The organism is Kitasatospora saccharophila (assembly GCF_039529925.1).
Classification (GTDB): Bacteria; Actinomycetota; Actinomycetes; order Streptomycetales; family Streptomycetaceae; genus Kitasatospora; species Kitasatospora saccharophila.
In genome coordinates this window covers 72,858-87,821 of the sequence record NZ_BAAANS010000007.1, presented here as the reverse complement: position 1 = coordinate 87,821, position 14,964 = coordinate 72,858, and the positions used below count along the sequence as shown (strand labels likewise).

At 73.7% G+C, this 14,964-nt stretch carries 14 protein-coding genes; 4 read left to right on the top strand and 10 right to left on the bottom strand.

Annotated elements, in window-relative coordinates; translation table 11 throughout:
- Positions 1-166: 166 nt before the first annotated feature.
- From ABD345_RS07425 to ABD345_RS07400, 6 genes are all read right to left on the bottom strand, one after another.
- The gene (locus tag ABD345_RS07425; RefSeq protein WP_344551050.1) at positions 167-1,057 is read right to left on the bottom strand and encodes a carbohydrate ABC transporter permease; all 891 of its coding nucleotides are present in this window, start codon (positions 1,055-1,057) and stop codon (positions 167-169) included.
- A gap of 12 nt (positions 1,058-1,069) precedes the next feature.
- Positions 1,070-2,038: a carbohydrate ABC transporter permease gene (locus tag ABD345_RS07420; RefSeq protein WP_344551048.1), complete on the bottom strand. Its 969-nt coding sequence runs from the start codon at positions 2,036-2,038 to the stop codon at positions 1,070-1,072.
- Positions 2,039-2,171: 133 nt separating this feature from the next.
- Positions 2,172-3,530 (bottom strand): extracellular solute-binding protein, encoded by a 1,359-nt coding sequence (locus ABD345_RS07415; protein WP_344551046.1) that lies wholly within the window; start codon positions 3,528-3,530, stop codon positions 2,172-2,174.
- Positions 3,531-3,725: 195 nt separating this feature from the next.
- Entirely contained in the window at positions 3,726-4,748 is a 1,023-nt protein-coding gene (locus ABD345_RS07410; RefSeq protein ID WP_344551044.1) for a LacI family DNA-binding transcriptional regulator, read from the bottom strand.
- 142 nt (positions 4,749-4,890) lie between these two features.
- Complete coding sequence (locus ABD345_RS07405; protein WP_344551042.1) at positions 4,891-5,973, bottom strand: LLM class flavin-dependent oxidoreductase; 1,083 nt, start codon at positions 5,971-5,973, stop codon at positions 4,891-4,893.
- Positions 5,970-6,728, bottom strand: coding sequence for a GNAT family N-acetyltransferase (locus ABD345_RS07400; protein WP_344551040.1), 759 nt, complete (start codon positions 6,726-6,728; stop codon positions 5,970-5,972). The genes ABD345_RS07405 and ABD345_RS07400 overlap by 4 nt, the downstream gene beginning before the upstream one ends.
- 304 nt (positions 6,729-7,032) lie before the next feature.
- On the opposite strand from ABD345_RS07400, the gene ABD345_RS07395 reads away from it, so the two are divergent.
- The 4 genes from ABD345_RS07395 to ABD345_RS07380 all read left to right on the top strand — a co-directional run bounded on the left by ABD345_RS07395 (position 7,033) and on the right by ABD345_RS07380 (position 10,917).
- On the top strand, positions 7,033-7,176 hold the full coding sequence (locus ABD345_RS07395) for a hypothetical protein (protein ID WP_344551038.1): 144 nt from the start codon (positions 7,033-7,035) through the stop codon (positions 7,174-7,176).
- Positions 7,177-7,371: 195 nt separating this feature from the next.
- Positions 7,372-8,676, top strand: a complete 1,305-nt coding sequence (locus ABD345_RS07390) for an LLM class flavin-dependent oxidoreductase (RefSeq protein WP_344551034.1) — start codon at positions 7,372-7,374, stop codon at positions 8,674-8,676.
- A 22-nt stretch (positions 8,677-8,698) separates the two neighbouring features.
- A complete protein-coding gene (locus ABD345_RS07385; RefSeq protein WP_344551030.1) occupies positions 8,699-10,087 on the top strand; it encodes an NtaA/DmoA family FMN-dependent monooxygenase in 1,389 nt (462 codons plus the stop codon).
- Positions 10,084-10,917, top strand: coding sequence for a DUF1684 domain-containing protein (locus tag ABD345_RS07380; protein ID WP_344551026.1), 834 nt, complete (start codon positions 10,084-10,086; stop codon positions 10,915-10,917). The genes ABD345_RS07385 and ABD345_RS07380 overlap by 4 nt, the downstream gene beginning before the upstream one ends.
- Before the next feature lie 199 nt (positions 10,918-11,116).
- On the opposite strand, the gene ABD345_RS07375 is transcribed toward ABD345_RS07380, so the two are convergent.
- The 4 genes from ABD345_RS07375 to ABD345_RS07360 form a co-directional block, all read right to left on the bottom strand.
- Positions 11,117-12,562 (bottom strand): MFS transporter, encoded by a 1,446-nt coding sequence (locus tag ABD345_RS07375; RefSeq protein ID WP_344551024.1) that lies wholly within the window; start codon positions 12,560-12,562, stop codon positions 11,117-11,119.
- 116 nt (positions 12,563-12,678) lie between these two features.
- Positions 12,679-13,470 (bottom strand): helix-turn-helix domain-containing protein, encoded by a 792-nt coding sequence (locus ABD345_RS07370; protein ID WP_344551022.1) that lies wholly within the window; start codon positions 13,468-13,470, stop codon positions 12,679-12,681.
- Between the two features lie 56 nt (positions 13,471-13,526).
- Positions 13,527-14,807, bottom strand: a complete 1,281-nt coding sequence (locus ABD345_RS07365; RefSeq protein WP_344551021.1) for a glycosyltransferase family 2 protein — start codon at positions 14,805-14,807, stop codon at positions 13,527-13,529.
- Positions 14,794-14,955, bottom strand: coding sequence for a hypothetical protein (locus ABD345_RS07360; RefSeq protein ID WP_344551020.1), 162 nt, complete (start codon positions 14,953-14,955; stop codon positions 14,794-14,796). The genes ABD345_RS07365 and ABD345_RS07360 overlap by 14 nt, the downstream gene beginning before the upstream one ends.
- Positions 14,956-14,964 lie beyond the last annotated feature (9 nt).

Below are 14,964 nucleotides of genomic sequence, written 5' to 3'. Positions count from 1 at the left end.
GGATCGAGCGGCTGCTTCGGTCGGCGCCGGGTCGGTGGGGGCGGGCGGCCCCGGGCCGGCGGGGGCCGCGGCCGTCCCCGGGAGGTCGGCACCGGGGACGGCGGCCCGCGAGAGGGCGGCGAGCCAGAACTGACTATCCGTCAGTTCCCTTCTCTCACAACGGAGTTCAGCCCTTGAGGCTGCCGGCGGTCAGGCCCGCCATGATGTGCCGCTGGAACAGCAGGAAGATCACCAGCAGCGGGACGGCGGCCATCGCCATCCCGGCCAGCAGCTGGTTGGCGGGCATGTCGTTGGCGAGGGTGTTGAGGGCGACGGTGATCGGCTGGCCCCGGGGGTCGGGCAGCGTCAGCATCGGCCACAGGAAGTCCTTCCACACCCCGACCACCGCGAAGATGGACACCACGGCCAGCACCGGCCGGGCCAGCGGCAGCACCACGTGCAGCAGGATCCGCAGCGGTCCGGCGCCGTCGATCCGGGCGGCGTCGACCAGTTCCTCCGGGATCTGGTCGAAGAACCGCTTCAGCACGAAGATGTTGAAGGCGTTGGCGCAGGCCGGCAGCCAGATCGCGAACGGCGTGTTGATCAGGTTGACGTGGATCAGCGGGATGTCCACCACCGTCAGGTAGGTGGGCACCAGCAGCGCGGAGACCGGCAGCATCAGGGTGGCCAGCATCATCGCGAGCACCACGTTGCCCAGCACCGGCCGCAGCTTGGACAGCGCGTACGCCGCGCAGACGTCCACCACCAGCTGGAACAGCAGCGCACCGGCGGCCAGCAGCAGGGTGTTGAGGAAGTAGCGGCCGAGCCCGGTGCTGCTCCACGCCTGGCTGTAGCTCTCGGGGTGGAAGCTCTGCGGGAGCAGCGTCGGGTTCGGGTCGGCGAGTTCGGCGGAGGACTTCAGCGCGCCGGAGACCAGCCAGTACAGCGGGAAGACGAACGCGACGGTGAAGGTGACCAGGACGGTGCCCAGCACCGTGCGGTAGAGCAGCCGTCCGAGCGGCCGGTCGAGCTCGGCGGGGGCGATGAGGGTGCGGGCCGGGGATTCGGCGTGGGCCATGGCGGGTTCCTCTCAGCCCTTGGAGCGGGTCAGCCGCAGGTAGAGCCCGGCGAAGGCGCCGAGGACGACGAACAGGACGGTGCTCATGGCGCTGGCCAGGCCGAAGTCGTTGTAGACGAAGGCGTAGCGGTAGAGCAGCAGCAGGACGGTGACGGTGGCGTCGTTCGGGCCGCCGCCGGTCAGCACGAAGGGTTCGATGAACACCTGCATGGTGCCGATCACCTGGAGCAGCAGGGTGATCAGCAGGATGAAGCGCATCTGCGGGATCGTCACGTGCCACAGCCGCTGCCGGATCGAGGCGCCGTCGAGCTGCGCGGCCTCGTACAGTTCGCCGGGCACCCCCTGCAGCGCGGCGAGGTAGATCAGCGTGGTGGTGCCCATGTTGGCCCAGGTGGAGACCAGGACGAGGGAGAGCATCGACAGGTTCTCCGACTCCAGCCACTGCTGCGGGGGCAGGTGCAGGATGCCCAGCGCGTGGTTGAACAGGCCCGGGCCCGGGTCGTAGAACCAGCGCCACAGCAGCACGGTGACGATCGGCGGCAGCATCACCGGCAGGTAGACGGTCATCCGCAGGTAGGCCCGGCCGTGGCGCAGTTCGTTGAGGACCACGGCGGTGACGAACGGCGCGGCGAAGCCGAACACCAGGGCCAGCACGGTGAACCAGAGCGTGTTGCGCCAGGCGGTGAGGAACAGCGGGTCGTCGAACAGGCGGTGGAAGTTGTCCAGGCCGACCCAGCTGGCGGGTTCGGCGAAGTTGACCTGCTGGAAGCTCAGCAGGAAGCCGCGGACGATCGGGTACCAGGAGAACAGGGCGAAGGCGAGGAGGCCGGCGGCGAGGAACAGGTACCCGACGAGGTTGTCGGTGACGCGGCGCCGCAGTCCCGCCCGGCGCGGGGTGGTGGAGGAGGAGGACGGGGGCGGTGCGGGGTCGGCGGCGGGCCGCCGGGTGCGGCGCGGGGCGCCGACGGTGTCGACCTTCATCAGGGGTGGCTTTCGGCTCGGGCGGGACCGGGAGGGGTCCGAGCGGGACCGGGACGGTCGGGCGGACCGGGAGGGGTCCGGCGGGACCGGAGGAGCGGGCGCGGCGGGGCCGGTGGCCGGCCGCGCCCGGGGCTCACTGCGCGGTGGCGAGGATGCTGTCGACCTTCTTCTGGGCGTCCTTCAGCAGGCCGTCGAGGTCGGCGTCCTGCTTGGTCAGCACGGCCTGCATCACGCCGTCCAGCACGGTGTAGATCTGCTGCGCGTTCGGCGGCTCGACCTTGACCTTCACGTCCGCGGAGCGGTCCACGAAGGGCCGGTAGTTCTGCTGCGGGACGTTGGCGTACTGGGCGTGGATCGCCTTGACGGCCTCGCCGCTCTTGCCGTCGAGCAGGTCGGGCTGGGGCAGGCCGATCGGGATGTCGGAGCCGGCCGACTTCTTGGTCGCGGTCTCCTCGTGCTCCGGGCTGAGGTACTTCCACTGGACCCAGGCCAGGCCGGCCTTGATCTTCGCCGGGGTGTCCTTGGGGTTGAACATGAAGCCGTCGCCGCCGCCGAGGGTCGCGGTGCCGGGCATCGCGGCCAGGCCGTACTCGTCGTACTTGCGCTCGAACTGCTTGACGATGGTGGGGATGTTGTCGGGGCCGGCCAGGTACATGCCGAGCTTGCCCGCGCCCATCATCTTCTGGACGTCGGGGATCTCCAGCAGCTGGCGGCTGCCCATGCTGTCGTCGGTCCACCGCATGTCGTGCAGGTGCTGCAGGGCCTGGTGCGCCGCGTCGGAGTCGACGGCGGCCTTCCACTTGCCGGAGTCGTCCCGGGTGGCGACCTCGCCGCCCAGCGAGTAGATCCACGAGGTCAGGTGCCAGCCGCCCTGGTTGTTCTTGGAGAAGTCGGCGTAGCCGACGGTGCCGTCGCCGAGCGCGGTGATCTTCTGCGCGGCGGTGCGGACCTCGTCCCAGCTGGTCGGGGGCTTGTCCGGGTCGAGGCCGGCCTTGGTGAACAGTTCGCGGTTGTAGACCAGGCCCATCGAGTAGTTGCCGGTGGGCAGGCCGTAGACCTTGCCGTCCCTGCCCTTGAAGACGTCCTGCAGCGCGGGCTTGATGTCGGCGAGCCCGGGGACGTCCTTCAGGTACGGGGTGATGTCGGCGGCCTGGTGGCGCTGGATCAGGCCGGCCGGGTCGGTGAAGTAGACGTAGTAGACGTCCTCCAGCTGTCCGCCGGCCAGCTTCGCGGCGAAGGTCTTCGGGTCCATCAGGCCCTCGTGGGCGTCGATCCTGATGTTCGGGTGGCTGGCCTCGAACGCCTTGACGTCGTCCTCGAAGTTCTTGCGGTCCACGGTCTGGGTGGCCGGGGGAAGGCCGTTGACGGAGATGGTGACCACGCCCCCGGCGTCGCCCGAGCCGCTGCCGCCGCTCCCGCACGCGGTCGCGGCGAAGGCGGTGGCCGCGGCCAGCGCCACGGCGGAGGCACGGCGGATTCTGTTGCTTCCCATGATGATTCGGACCTTCCGTGGATCCTGCAACCGCTTGCGCGGAGCTCGGCCCGCAGCGCAAACGGTGTGACGGAGGAGAGGCCCGGGCCGGTGACTCCGGGCGCTCTTCGGTGCCCCGAACACTGACATCGTGAACGCAAGAAGTCAACGGGATGACGCAACATGCTTGCGTTGCCACGCCGTTTCGCGCCCCCACTACCCCCGGGCGGCCGCCACCGCGGGCGCCGGGCAGGTCGAACCCCGCACGATCAGCTCCGGCTCGAACAGCACCTCCTCCGCCTGCGCCTGGCGGCCCTCGATCTGGTCCACCAGCGCCTTCGCCGCCGCCGCGGCCATCGCGGCCACCGGCTGGCGCACCGTGGTGAGCGGCGGATCGGTGGCGATCATGTACGGGGAGTCGTCGAACCCGATCACCGAGACGTCCCGCGGCACCACCAGCCCCTCCCGCCGCAACCGCCGCACCGCGCCCAGCGCCAGCGCGTCGCTCGCGCACACCACCGCGCTCGCCCCGGCCTCCACCAGCCGGGGCACCGCCGCCGCCCCGCCGTCCATCGAGAACATCGCGTGCGCCACCAGCCGGCCCAGCTCCCCCGCCCGCCCGCGCCGGCCCAGGTGGCGGGCGAACGCGTTCAGTTTGCGCACGGACGGCACGTGTCCGGCCGGGCCGAGCAGCAGTCCGATCCGCTCGTGCCCGAGCGCCTCCAGGTGGGCCAGCGACTGCTCGACGGCGGCCTCGTCGTCCACCGAGATCAGCGCCGAACCCCGGTGCCCGTCCGCCGCGTTGATCAGCACCACCGGCACCCCGCGCTCCCGCAGCGCCCGCCCCTGCTCCGGCCCGGCGTCCGCGTAGCTGGCCCCCACGAACACGATCCCGGCGACGTTCTGCCGCAGCAGCATCTCGATGTAGTTCGCCTCCGACACCCCGTCGGCCGTCCGGGTGCACAGCACCGGCATCAGCCCCTGCTTGCTCAGCGCCCCCGCCAGCACCTCGCAGAACCCCGGGAACACCGGGTTCTGCAGGTCCGGCACCACCAGCCCGACCAGCGGCGCCCGGTCCGACCGGAACGCCGCCGGCCGCTCCACCCCCAGCACGTCCAGCGCCGTCAGCACCGCCTCCCGGGTCTCCCGCGCCACCCCCGGCCGGTTGCGCAGCACCCGGCTCACCGTCACGGAGCTCACTCCGGCGAACCGGGCCACCTCGTCCAGCTTCTTCGTCATGGCCGAAGCGTACCGAGACCTACGCAAAAAAACGACTGAGATCTGAAAATCTACGAAAGCGGGACGGTCGATCCTCTGGTGGAACGCCGGAAGCCGGAACCCGTGGGGGTTCCGGCTTCCGTCCGGCGGTCGACCGCCCGGCTCAGAGCAGCGGGCGGACGTGTTCGGCGAAGGTGTACGCCTCCTCCAGGTGGGGGTAGCCGGAGAGGACGAACTCGTCGACGCCCGCGTCGCGGTACTCGGCGAGGCGGTCGGCGACCTCGCGGTGGCTGCCGACCAGGGCGGTGCCCGCGCCGCCGCGGACCAGGCCGATGCCGGCCCACAGGTTGGGGGCGATCCAGAGCCGGTCGCGGTGGCCGCCGTGCAGGTCGAGCATCCGGCGCTGGCCGACGGACTCCAGGGCGCGCAGCCGCTGCTGTCCGGCGGCGATCGCGGTGTCGTCGAGCCCGGCCAGCAGCGCCTCGGCGTCCTCGCGGGCGCGGGCGGCGGTGGCCCGGCTGAGCACGTGCACCCGCAGGCCGAAGCGCGGGGAGCGGCCCCGCGCGGCGGCGAGCGCGCGCACCCGGGCGATCTTCTCGGCGACCTGTTCGACGGGTTCGCCCCAGGTCAGGTAGGTGTCGGCGTGCCGGGCGGCGACGGCGAGCGCGGGCTCGGAGGAGCCGCCGAAGTAGACCCCGGGCACGGGCTCGGGCGGCTGCCGCAGCTGCCCGTCCTGGATCCGGTAGTACTCTCCGGCGTGGTCGTACGGGGTGCCGCGCCAGGCGGTGCGGACCACGTCGAGGAACTCCTCGGCCCGGGCGTAGCGGGCGTCGTGGCCGAGCGGGTCGCCGTAGCCGCGCTGTTCGGCGTCGCTGCCGCCGGCCACCACGTTGAGCAGCAGCCGTCCGCCGGAGAGCCGCTGGAAGGTGGCGGCGGTCTGGGCGGCGAGCGCGGGTTCGACCAGGCCGGGGCGGAAGGCGACCAGGAACTTGAGCCGGCTGGTGGCGGCGATCAGCGCGGCGGTGGTGATCCAGGCGTCCTCGCAGTGCGCGCCGGTCGGGGTGAGCACCGCTTCGAAGCCCAACTGGTCTGCTGCCTGCGCGAGTTGGGTGAGGTAGCCGAGGGTGGCGGGGCGGCCGGCCGGGGCTCCGGCGGCGGGGCCGCCGATGCCGGTGCCGTGCGCGGCGCCGCCCAGGTCGCGGGCGTCGCCGCCGGTCGGCAGGAACCAGTGGAAGGCGGTGCTCATCGCTGCGGCCCCCCGTCCAGCACGGGCCCGGCCGGGGTGCGGACCAGTAGGAACGCGGTGCGGCGGCGCAGCGTGAAGCCGAGCGACTCGTACAGGGCGATCGCCCGGGTGTTCTCGGCGGCGGCGTGCAGGAACGGGGTGTCGCCGCGCTGTTCGATGCCGTGGGCGACGGCGCGCACCAGGCGGGTGGCGTGGCCGCGGCCGCGCTGTTCGGCGTCGGTGCAGACGGCGCTGATCTCGGTCCAGCCGGGCAGTCGCAGGCGTTCGCCGGCCATCGCGATCAGTCGGCCGTCCTGGCGCAGGCCGAGGTAGCGGCCGAGGGCGACGGTGCGGGGCAGGAACGGGCCGGGCCGGGTGCGGGCCACCAGGTCGAGCATCTCGGGGACGTCCTCGGGGCCCAACTCGACGGCGTCGGGGGCGGGTTCGGTGCGCAGCGCGGTGGCGACCAGTTGCACGCCGTGGCCGCGTTCCAGGATCTCCCAGCCCTCGGGGGCGGTGCCGGTGGCGGTGACGGGGGTGGTGCTGCCGGGCGGCCCGGCCAGCGTGGCGAGGTCCTGCCAGGCTCCCGGGTCGGCCGGGTCGGCGATCGCGGTGAACGGGGAGACGTCGACGGGGTAGCGGGCGGCGCGGCCGACCCGCTCGGCGAGGTGGGCGTGCGGGCCGGTGAGGGCGGCCCAGGCGGCGTTGTCCAGGACGTGGGCGCCGGTGTCGGCGGTGGCGGGCCCGGTGGTTCCGGGCACGGTGGTGACGGGCATGGCGGTGCGGCTCCTGTGCGGCGGGTGAACGTCGGTGCTGGCGCTGGTGGTTCAGCCGGCCGGACAGAGCGCGCTACTGACCCGCTGGAGGTCGACGGGCCGGTCGAGGTACACCTCGCGTTCCAGTGCCCGCACCGCCGTCCACCTCCTGGATCGTCCCGTCGCAGTCAAGCTAGGCCGGTCCCGAACGGTATGTCAACGGCCGTCCGCCGCAACGGATCCGGCGGTTCGTTACCGCTGTATGAACAGCGTTGTGCCGGGCCCCGGTGCGGGGTTACGGTGCGGGGACGGCGGCACCCGGGCGGTGCCGCGAGACGCGGACGGGGAGGTGACGGCGGTGCGGGCCCTGGAGCGCGAGGTGTTCCTCGACCGGCCGGTCGACCTGCTGCGGGTGAGCACCGCGCTCTGTACGGGCTGCCCGTCCCGGCCCGTCCGTCCGGCCCCCTGAGTCCGGGCCGCTGAGCCGGGCCGCAGCCCGTCCGGCCCCGTCCCTCCCGCTCCCGCCGCCGCTTCCCGGCCGCGCCCCGGTGCGCACCCCGACGCGGCCGCCCGCCCTCCTCGTGAAACCCCGAAGCCGCGCGGCCCCGGACGCCCCCGAGGCCCCTGGAGCCCGCGAAGCCCCTGAACAGGAACCGGTCCCGCCATGCCCGCATCCCCAGCAGCATCCCCGTCCTCCCCCGCCGCCTCCCCCCTGCACCTGGCCGTCGCGCTGGACGGCGCCGGTTGGCACCCCGCCGCGTGGCGGGAGCCGGACGCCCGGCCGAAGGAGTTGTTCACCGCCCGGTACTGGGCGGACCTGGCGGCGGAGGCCGAGCACGGCCTGCTCGACCTGCTGACCATCGAGGACGGGCTGAGCCTGCAGTCGGAGCACCCGTTCGAGGCGGACGCCCGGACCGACCGGGTCCGAGGCCGGCTGGACGCGGTGCTGGTGGCGGCCCGGATCGCGCCGCTGACCCGGCACATCGGGCTGGTGCCGACGGCGGTCACGACGCACACCGAGCCGTTCCACCTGTCGAAGGCGGTGGCCACCCTGGACTTCGTCAGCCGGGGCCGGGCCGGGGTGCGGGTGAAGGTGTCGGCCCGGGCCGACGAGGTCGCGCACTTCGGCCGCCGCGCGCCGAGCACGCTGCGGCTGGAGGAGCTGGACTCCCCCGCCGGGCTGGCCGCGCTGGCCGAGTTCTTCGGCGAGGCCGAGGACTACGTCGAGGTGCTGCGTCGGCTGTGGGACAGCTGGGAGGACGACGCCGAGATCCGGGACGCGGCGACCGGCCGGTTCATCGACCGGGACAAGCTGCACTACATCGACTTCGAGGGCTCCCGGTTCTCGGTCCGCGGCCCGTCCATCACGCCCCGCCCGCCGCAGGGCCAGCCGCTGGTCACGGCGCTCGCCCACCGCGGTGAGCCGTTCCGGCTGGCGGGCCGGTCGGCCGACCTGGCGTTCGTGACGCCGCGCGACGCGGACGACGCCCGGGCGATCGTGGCCGAGGTCCGGGCGGCCCAGGAGGCGGCCGGCCGGGCGGACGAGACGGTGCACGTCTTCGCCGACCTGGTGGTGTTCCTGGAGGAGCGGCCGGGCTCGGCGGCCGAGCAGTTGGCGCGGCTGAACGCGGCGGCGGGCGCCGAGTACACCAGCGACGCCCGGGTGTTCACCGGCACCTCCAGCGAACTGGCCGACCTGCTGGCCGAGTTGGCGCAGTCCGGGCTGTCGGGCTTCCGGCTGCGGCCGGGCCGGCTGCCGTACGACCTGGAGCGGATCACCCGCGGCCTGGTGCCGGAGCTGCAGCGCCGGGGGCTGTTCCGCACCGCCTACGAGGCGTCCACCCTGCGCGGGCTGCTGGGCCTGCCGCGCCCCGCCAACCGCTACGCCGCCGCCCCCGCCGGCAGCGCTGCCGCCGACCCTGCCGACACCGGCACCGCCACCGCTGCCACCGCCGCCGTCGGCGCCTGAACTCCGAAGGAAAACCAGCGACATGAGCAACGAGAGCAGCAGCGGCAAGCCGCTCAAGCGGATCCACCTGGCGGCGCACTTCCCGGGCGTGAACAACACCACGGTGTGGAGCGACCCGCAGGCGGGCAGCCAGATCGAGTTCGACTCCTTCGCGCACCTGGCGCGGACCGCCGAGCGGGCCAAGTTCGACTTCCTGTTCCTGGCCGAGGGCCTGCGGCTGCGCGAGCAGAACGGCCTGATCTACGACCTGGACGTGGTCGGCCGCCCGGACACCTTCACCGTGCTGGCCGCGCTGGCGGCGGTCACCGACCGGCTCGGCCTGGCCGGCACGATCAACTCGACCTTCAACGAACCGTACGAGGTGGCACGGCAGTTCGCCTCGCTGGACCACCTCTCGGCGGGCCGCTCGGCCTGGAACGTGGTGACCTCCTGGGACGCCTTCACCGGGGAGAACTTCCGGCGCGGCGGCTTCCTGCGCGAGGAGGACCGGTACGCCCGGGCCCGGCAGTTCCTGGAGGCGTCCTGGGAGCTGTTCGACTCCTGGCGCGGGGACGAAGTACTGGCCGACCCGGCTTCCGGGGAGTTCCTCGGCGACCCGAAGGCGGGCGAATTCGCCTACCGCAGCAGCGAGTTCGACATCGCCGGCCGGTTCGACGTGCCGCGCTCCCCGCAGGGCCGTCCGGTGATCTTCCAGGCGGGCGACTCCGAGCAGGGCCGCGAGTTCGCCGCCGCCTCGGCGGACGCGATCTTCTCCCGGCACGGCACGCTGGACGCCGGGAAGGCGTTCTACGCGGACGTGAAGGGCCGACTGGCCCGGTACGGGCGCTCGCCCGACTCGCTGAAGATCCTGCCCGCGGTGACCTTCGTGCTGGGCGAGACCGACGCGGAGGCGCACGAGAAGGCCGAGCAGATCCGCCGCCTGCAGGTCAGCGGGCAGACCGCGATCAAGCTGCTGGAGCAGGTCTGGAACCGGGACCTCTCCGACCTCGACCCGGAGGGACCGCTGCCGGAGGTGGACCCGCTGGTCGGCGAGCACACCCTGGCCCGGGGGCGGGCCTCGGTCCGGATGAACCGGGACCCGCTGGCGGTGGCCCGCGAGTGGCGGGCGCTGGCCGAGGCGAAGAACCTCTCCGCCCGGGAGGTGGTGATCGAGGTGACCGGCCGCCAGTCCTTCATCGGCACCCCGGCCCGGATCGCCGAGGAGCTGAACCGCTTCGTCCAGGAGGACGCGAGCGACGGCTTCATCCTGGCCCCGCACCTGACGCCCGGCGGCCTGGACGAGTTCGCCGACACCGTCGTGCCGCTGCTCCAGGAGCGCGGCGTGTTCCGCACCGAGTACGAGGGCAGCACCCTGCGCGAGCACCTCGACCTGCCGCCCCTCACCAACGCCCGTACGAAGGAAACGATATGACGACCGCTCAAGAGACCATCGAAACCGCCGAGTTCACCCGCGAGTGGGAGGAGTGGCACGCGGCGAGCCAGCGTTCGCTGACCGACCCGCACGGCTTCCTCGCCGTCACCTCGCTGCACTGGCTGGACGCCGAACCGGCCCGCTTCCCGGACGCGCCGGGCAGCTGGTGGACCGCCCCCGACGGGGTGTGGGTCGAGCTGGCCGAGGACGAGGAACTCGCCCTGGACGGCGAGCCGGTGCGCGGCCGGCACCACTTCGGCGTGCTGCCGGAGCGGGCCAGCGTGTACGCGACGGCGGGCGGGGCGGTGATCGAGGTCGCCAAGCGCGGCGGCCACGACATCCTCCGGCCCCGGCACCCCGACAACCCGCTGCTGCGCGACTTCACCCGCACCCCCGCGTACGCGCCGGACCCGAACTGGGCGCTGACCGGCCGCTACCTGCCGTTCGCGGAGCCGCGCCCGGTGACCGTGGGCGCGGTCACCGAGGGGCTGCAGCACGTGTACGACTCCCCCGGCGAGATCGAGTTCACCCTGCCGGGCGACGGCGGCACCCACCGGCTGACCGCGTTCAACGGCCACCTGCCGGGCAGCCTGCTGGTGCTGTTCACCGACGCCACCTCGGGCGTCACCACGTACGCCGCCAACCGGTCGCTGACCGTCCCGGCGCCGGACGCGGAGGGCCGGGTCACGGTCGACTTCAACCGGGCCACCAACCTGCCCTGCGCCTACACCGACCTGGCGACCTGCCCGCTGCCGCCCGCCGGGAACCGCCTCCCGTCGGCGGTCGAGGCCGGCGAGCGGATCCCGCTGGAGCGCGGCGGCCGGCCGTAGCACCCCGGGCGGCCGGGCCCCGGAGACTCCCCTCCGGGGCCCGGCTCTTCTCTCCGCCCGTCGGCTTTCTCCGGCCCGTCGTCTTTCTCCGACCCGTCGTCCGCCGGGGCGTCGACGGCCCGGCGGACGACGGCCGTGCCCGGGCCGGAGCCCGGCGGGGACGGACCGGACCCGGTCGTCCCCCACTCCCGGGAGGTGCTCACCGCCCGGGCGCCTTCCGGCCGGGCAGGGCCTGGACCACCAGGGCGAACAGCGCGGTGGCGGCCAGCACGTACCACAGGCAGGCCCGGAACGCGGCCGGGACGGCGTCGGGGCCGGGGGTGTCGGCCAGCACCCGGTAGAAGACCAGGCCGATCAGGGCGACGCCGAGCGCGTTGCCGACCTGGAGTCCGGTGGTCAGCACGCCGCCGGCCGAGCCGGCGCTCGCGGCCGGGACGCGGGCCAGCACGGTGGCGGTCAGCGGGGCGAAGGACAGACCCATGCCGCAGCCGTCCAGCAGCAGGCCGGGCACCAGCCACCACAGGCCGCGGTCGGGGCCGCTGACGGCCCACAGTTCCAGCAGCAGTCCGGCCGCCCGCAGCGCGCAGCCCACCGTGACGGCGTGCCGGCCGATCCGGGCGGCCAGGTGCCGGGCGTTGGCGGAGGCGGCGACGTAGCCGACGCCGAGCACGCTGAACACCAGGCCGGAACCGATCGGCGCGAGGTGGCGGCCCTGCTGGAGGTAGAGCGCGAACACCAGGAAGTACGAGGCCATCGAGGCCCAGAAGGTGAGCTGGGCGGCCAGGCCGGCGGTGAAGGCGCGTTCCCGGAACAGCGCCAGGTCGAGCGAGGGCGAGCCGCCGGAGCGGCGCAGCCGGCGCTGGTGGACGGTGAACGCGGCGAGCAGCGGCGGCCCGGCGGCGAGCAGCAGCCAGGTCCACAGCGGCCAGCCGCGTTCGCGGCCCTCGATCAACGGTAGGCAGATCGCGGTCAGCGCGGCGGTGACCAGCAGCAGGCCGGTCAGGTCGAGCCGGGGCCGGCCGGGGGCCTTGGACTCGGGCAGCAGGCGGGCGGCGGCGGTCGCGGCGACCAGTCCGATCGGCAGGTTGACCAGGAAGCAGGCCCGCCAGCCGAGGCCGAACAGGTCGGCGCGGATCAGCACGCCGCCGATCAACTGGCCGAACACGGCGGCGATCCCGGAGGCGGCCGCGTACCAGCTGACCGCCCGGGTGCGGGCCGGGCCCTGGTAGGAAGTGGTGATGACCCCGAGCACCTGGGGGGCCATCAGGGCGGCCGCGGCGCCCTGCAACACCCGTCCGGCGATCAGGAGTTCGGCGTTGGGTGCGGCCCCGGCGGCGACGGAGGCGGCGGTGAACAGGGTCATCCCGAGGGCGAGGACGCGTCGGCGCCCGTACAGGTCGCCGAGTCGGCCGCCGGTGATCAGGCCGACGCCGTAGGTCAACGCGTAGGCGGCGACGACGAGTTGGATCTGGGCGTCGGTGGCGCGCAGGTCCTGCTGGAGGGCGGGGACGGCGACGTTGACGATGAAGAAGTCGAGTCCGGCGAGGAAGACACCGGTGAGGACGATCGGCAGGGTGGCGCGGTGCGGCCCCGGTGGCGGAGTCGTGGTCGGGGCGGCCGCGGGCGCGGTGGTGCTGTCGGTCATGGGTGAGCGGGCTCCTGCGAGTGCGACTGCGGGGAAGGGTGGGCCCGCGCCGTTCCACCCCGGAACGGGGGCGGGGCGCGGTGCGTGCTCCACTCTCCCCGGGGCCGCCGGGTGCCTCAACTACCTGACAGGTAGGCGGCGGTGTCGTCGTCGGCCGGGAAGAAGCTCTCGATGATCAGCTCGGAGGAGGTCAGGTCGCGGGCGGTGCCGAAGGTGGTGAAGGTCGCGAGGAACGACAGCACCCGCTCTCCGCACCGCAGTTCGAGCGGGAGCATGATCTCGTCGGGGCCGGGGATGTCGGCCTCGGGCACCGGCTGCTCGCACGGGTAGCCGAGCAGTTCCTCGTACAGCGGCCGGAGGTTTCCGTCGAGGGCCGAACGGCGGGCCAGCCCGGTGAGCAGTTTGCCGCGCCACCGGCCGAGGTTGACGATCCGGGGGGCCATCCCGTCGGGGTGCAGGGCCAGCCGCAGGACGTTCACCGGCGGCCGGAGCAGGTGCGCGGCGACGCCCTCGGTGAACAGCCGGTCGAACGGTTCGTTGGACGCGATGACGTCGCGCCGGCCGTCCATCACCACGGCCGGGTAGGGGTGGTGGCCGCGCAGCACCCGCCGGACCGCGTCCAGGACGGGCCGCATCGCCGGGTCGTCGAGCGGCTTCTCGTGGTAGACGGGCGCGTAGCCGGCGGCCAGCAGCAGCGCGTTGCGCTCGCGCGGCGGCACGTCCAGGTGTTCGGCCAGCCGCAGCACCATCTCGCGGCTCGGCTGCGAGCGCCCGGTCTCCACGAAGCCGACGTGCCGGGCCGAGACGCCCGCCAGGTGGGACAGTTCCAGTTGGCTGACTCCGCGCCGCCGCCGCCACTGCGCCAACAGCGGCCCCACCTGCGTCCGTTCGACCGCTTCCGCCGTCACCTTCGCCCCCTCCCGGTGCCCGGCCCCCAATCTACTCCGGCCGACGGGCGCGCCGCTCAGCGCGCGGCGGACCCCCGCAGGGCCTGCCGGGCCCCGGCGTGCGCGTCGCCGCGGGTGTGCCAGCCCCAGTGGCGGAGGCGGCACAGCGCCCAGTACTTGGCCGGGTAGAGCACCAGCAGGGTCAGCAGCACGTCGGCGGGGGTGGCCCAGAGCAGGCGCAGCAGGCGGGCGCGCAGGCTCAGGCCGGGGCGTTGCAGCACGTACTGCGCGGCCTCCAGGTAGCGGACGAACAGGTAGGAGGCGGCGATCGCCCACCAGTGCGGCGGGTCGGTGCGGGAGAGGGTTCCGGTGAGGAGCATCGCGGCCAGCGCGGGCAGGGTGGCCCACTGGACCACCGCCAGCAGGGGGAAGAGGAGTTGCCGCCAGGAGAGGTTGGTGACGGCGAACGGCAGCGCCACCCAGGAGGACTTGCCCCAGCGCACCCGCTGCTGGAAGGTGCCGCGCAGGGTGTGCGGCATGACGGAGTGCACGAGCGCGTCGTGGACGGCGACGACCTGGCCGCGCAACTGGGCGTACATGGTCAGTCGGCGGTCGTCGCCACCGGTGCCGGAGGTGACGTAGTCGGCGAGGTTGTCGAACAGGACGGGCGCCCGGTAGAGCGCCAGCGCGCCGGAAGTGGTCTCGACCACTCCGAACAGCGAGCGGGCAGCCCGGGTGAGCAGGCAGGAGGCGCCGATGTTGAGGTCCACCACCCGGGTGAGCGCGTTCTGCCGGTGGTTGCGGGTGAGGACGACGCCGGTCGCGGCCGTCACCCGAGGATCGCTCATCGCCCGCAGCAGGTGCTCCAGCGCGTCGTCGGCGGCGACCGAGTCGGAGTCGACGGTGAGGACGAAGTCCCAGTCGGCGGGCCGCAGTTCGGCCAGTACGGCGGCCTGGGCGCGGCGCTTGCCCGCGTTGTCCTGCCGGTGGAAGCGGACCCGGGGGTGGTCGAAGGTCCGGACGGGGTGCCGGGCGGAGCCGTCGTCGACCACGTGGATCTCGTCGACCTGCCGGGTCTGCCGCAGCAGGGCCCGCAGGGTGTCGTCGAGGAGCTGCGGGTCCTCCTCGTAGGCGGGGACGATCGCCACCACCCGGCCGGGGGCGACCGGTCCGCGCCCGCGCCGGAGGTTGGCCCGGGAGGCGACCAGGCACAGCAGGACCAGCGCGCCGCTGAGCAGGTAGAGCACCGTCAGGGCGGGGCGGGCGTGGGGGTTGAGCAGCGTGCGGCAGACCACGATCCAGGCCGCCATGCCCGCGACGCCCAGGACGCACGCCGTCCGGCCGCTAGTGCGGTTCATGGCGGTTCCCCCGGTTCGCCCACCGGTAGAGCGCCGCGCCGCCGAGGACCATGGCGACGATGACCGCCAGGACCCACTCGTAGGCGACGCTCGCACCGAGCAGGGTGATGGTGGCTCCGGTCTGGGCCAGGCTCTCTCGTCCGTACATCGCACACCT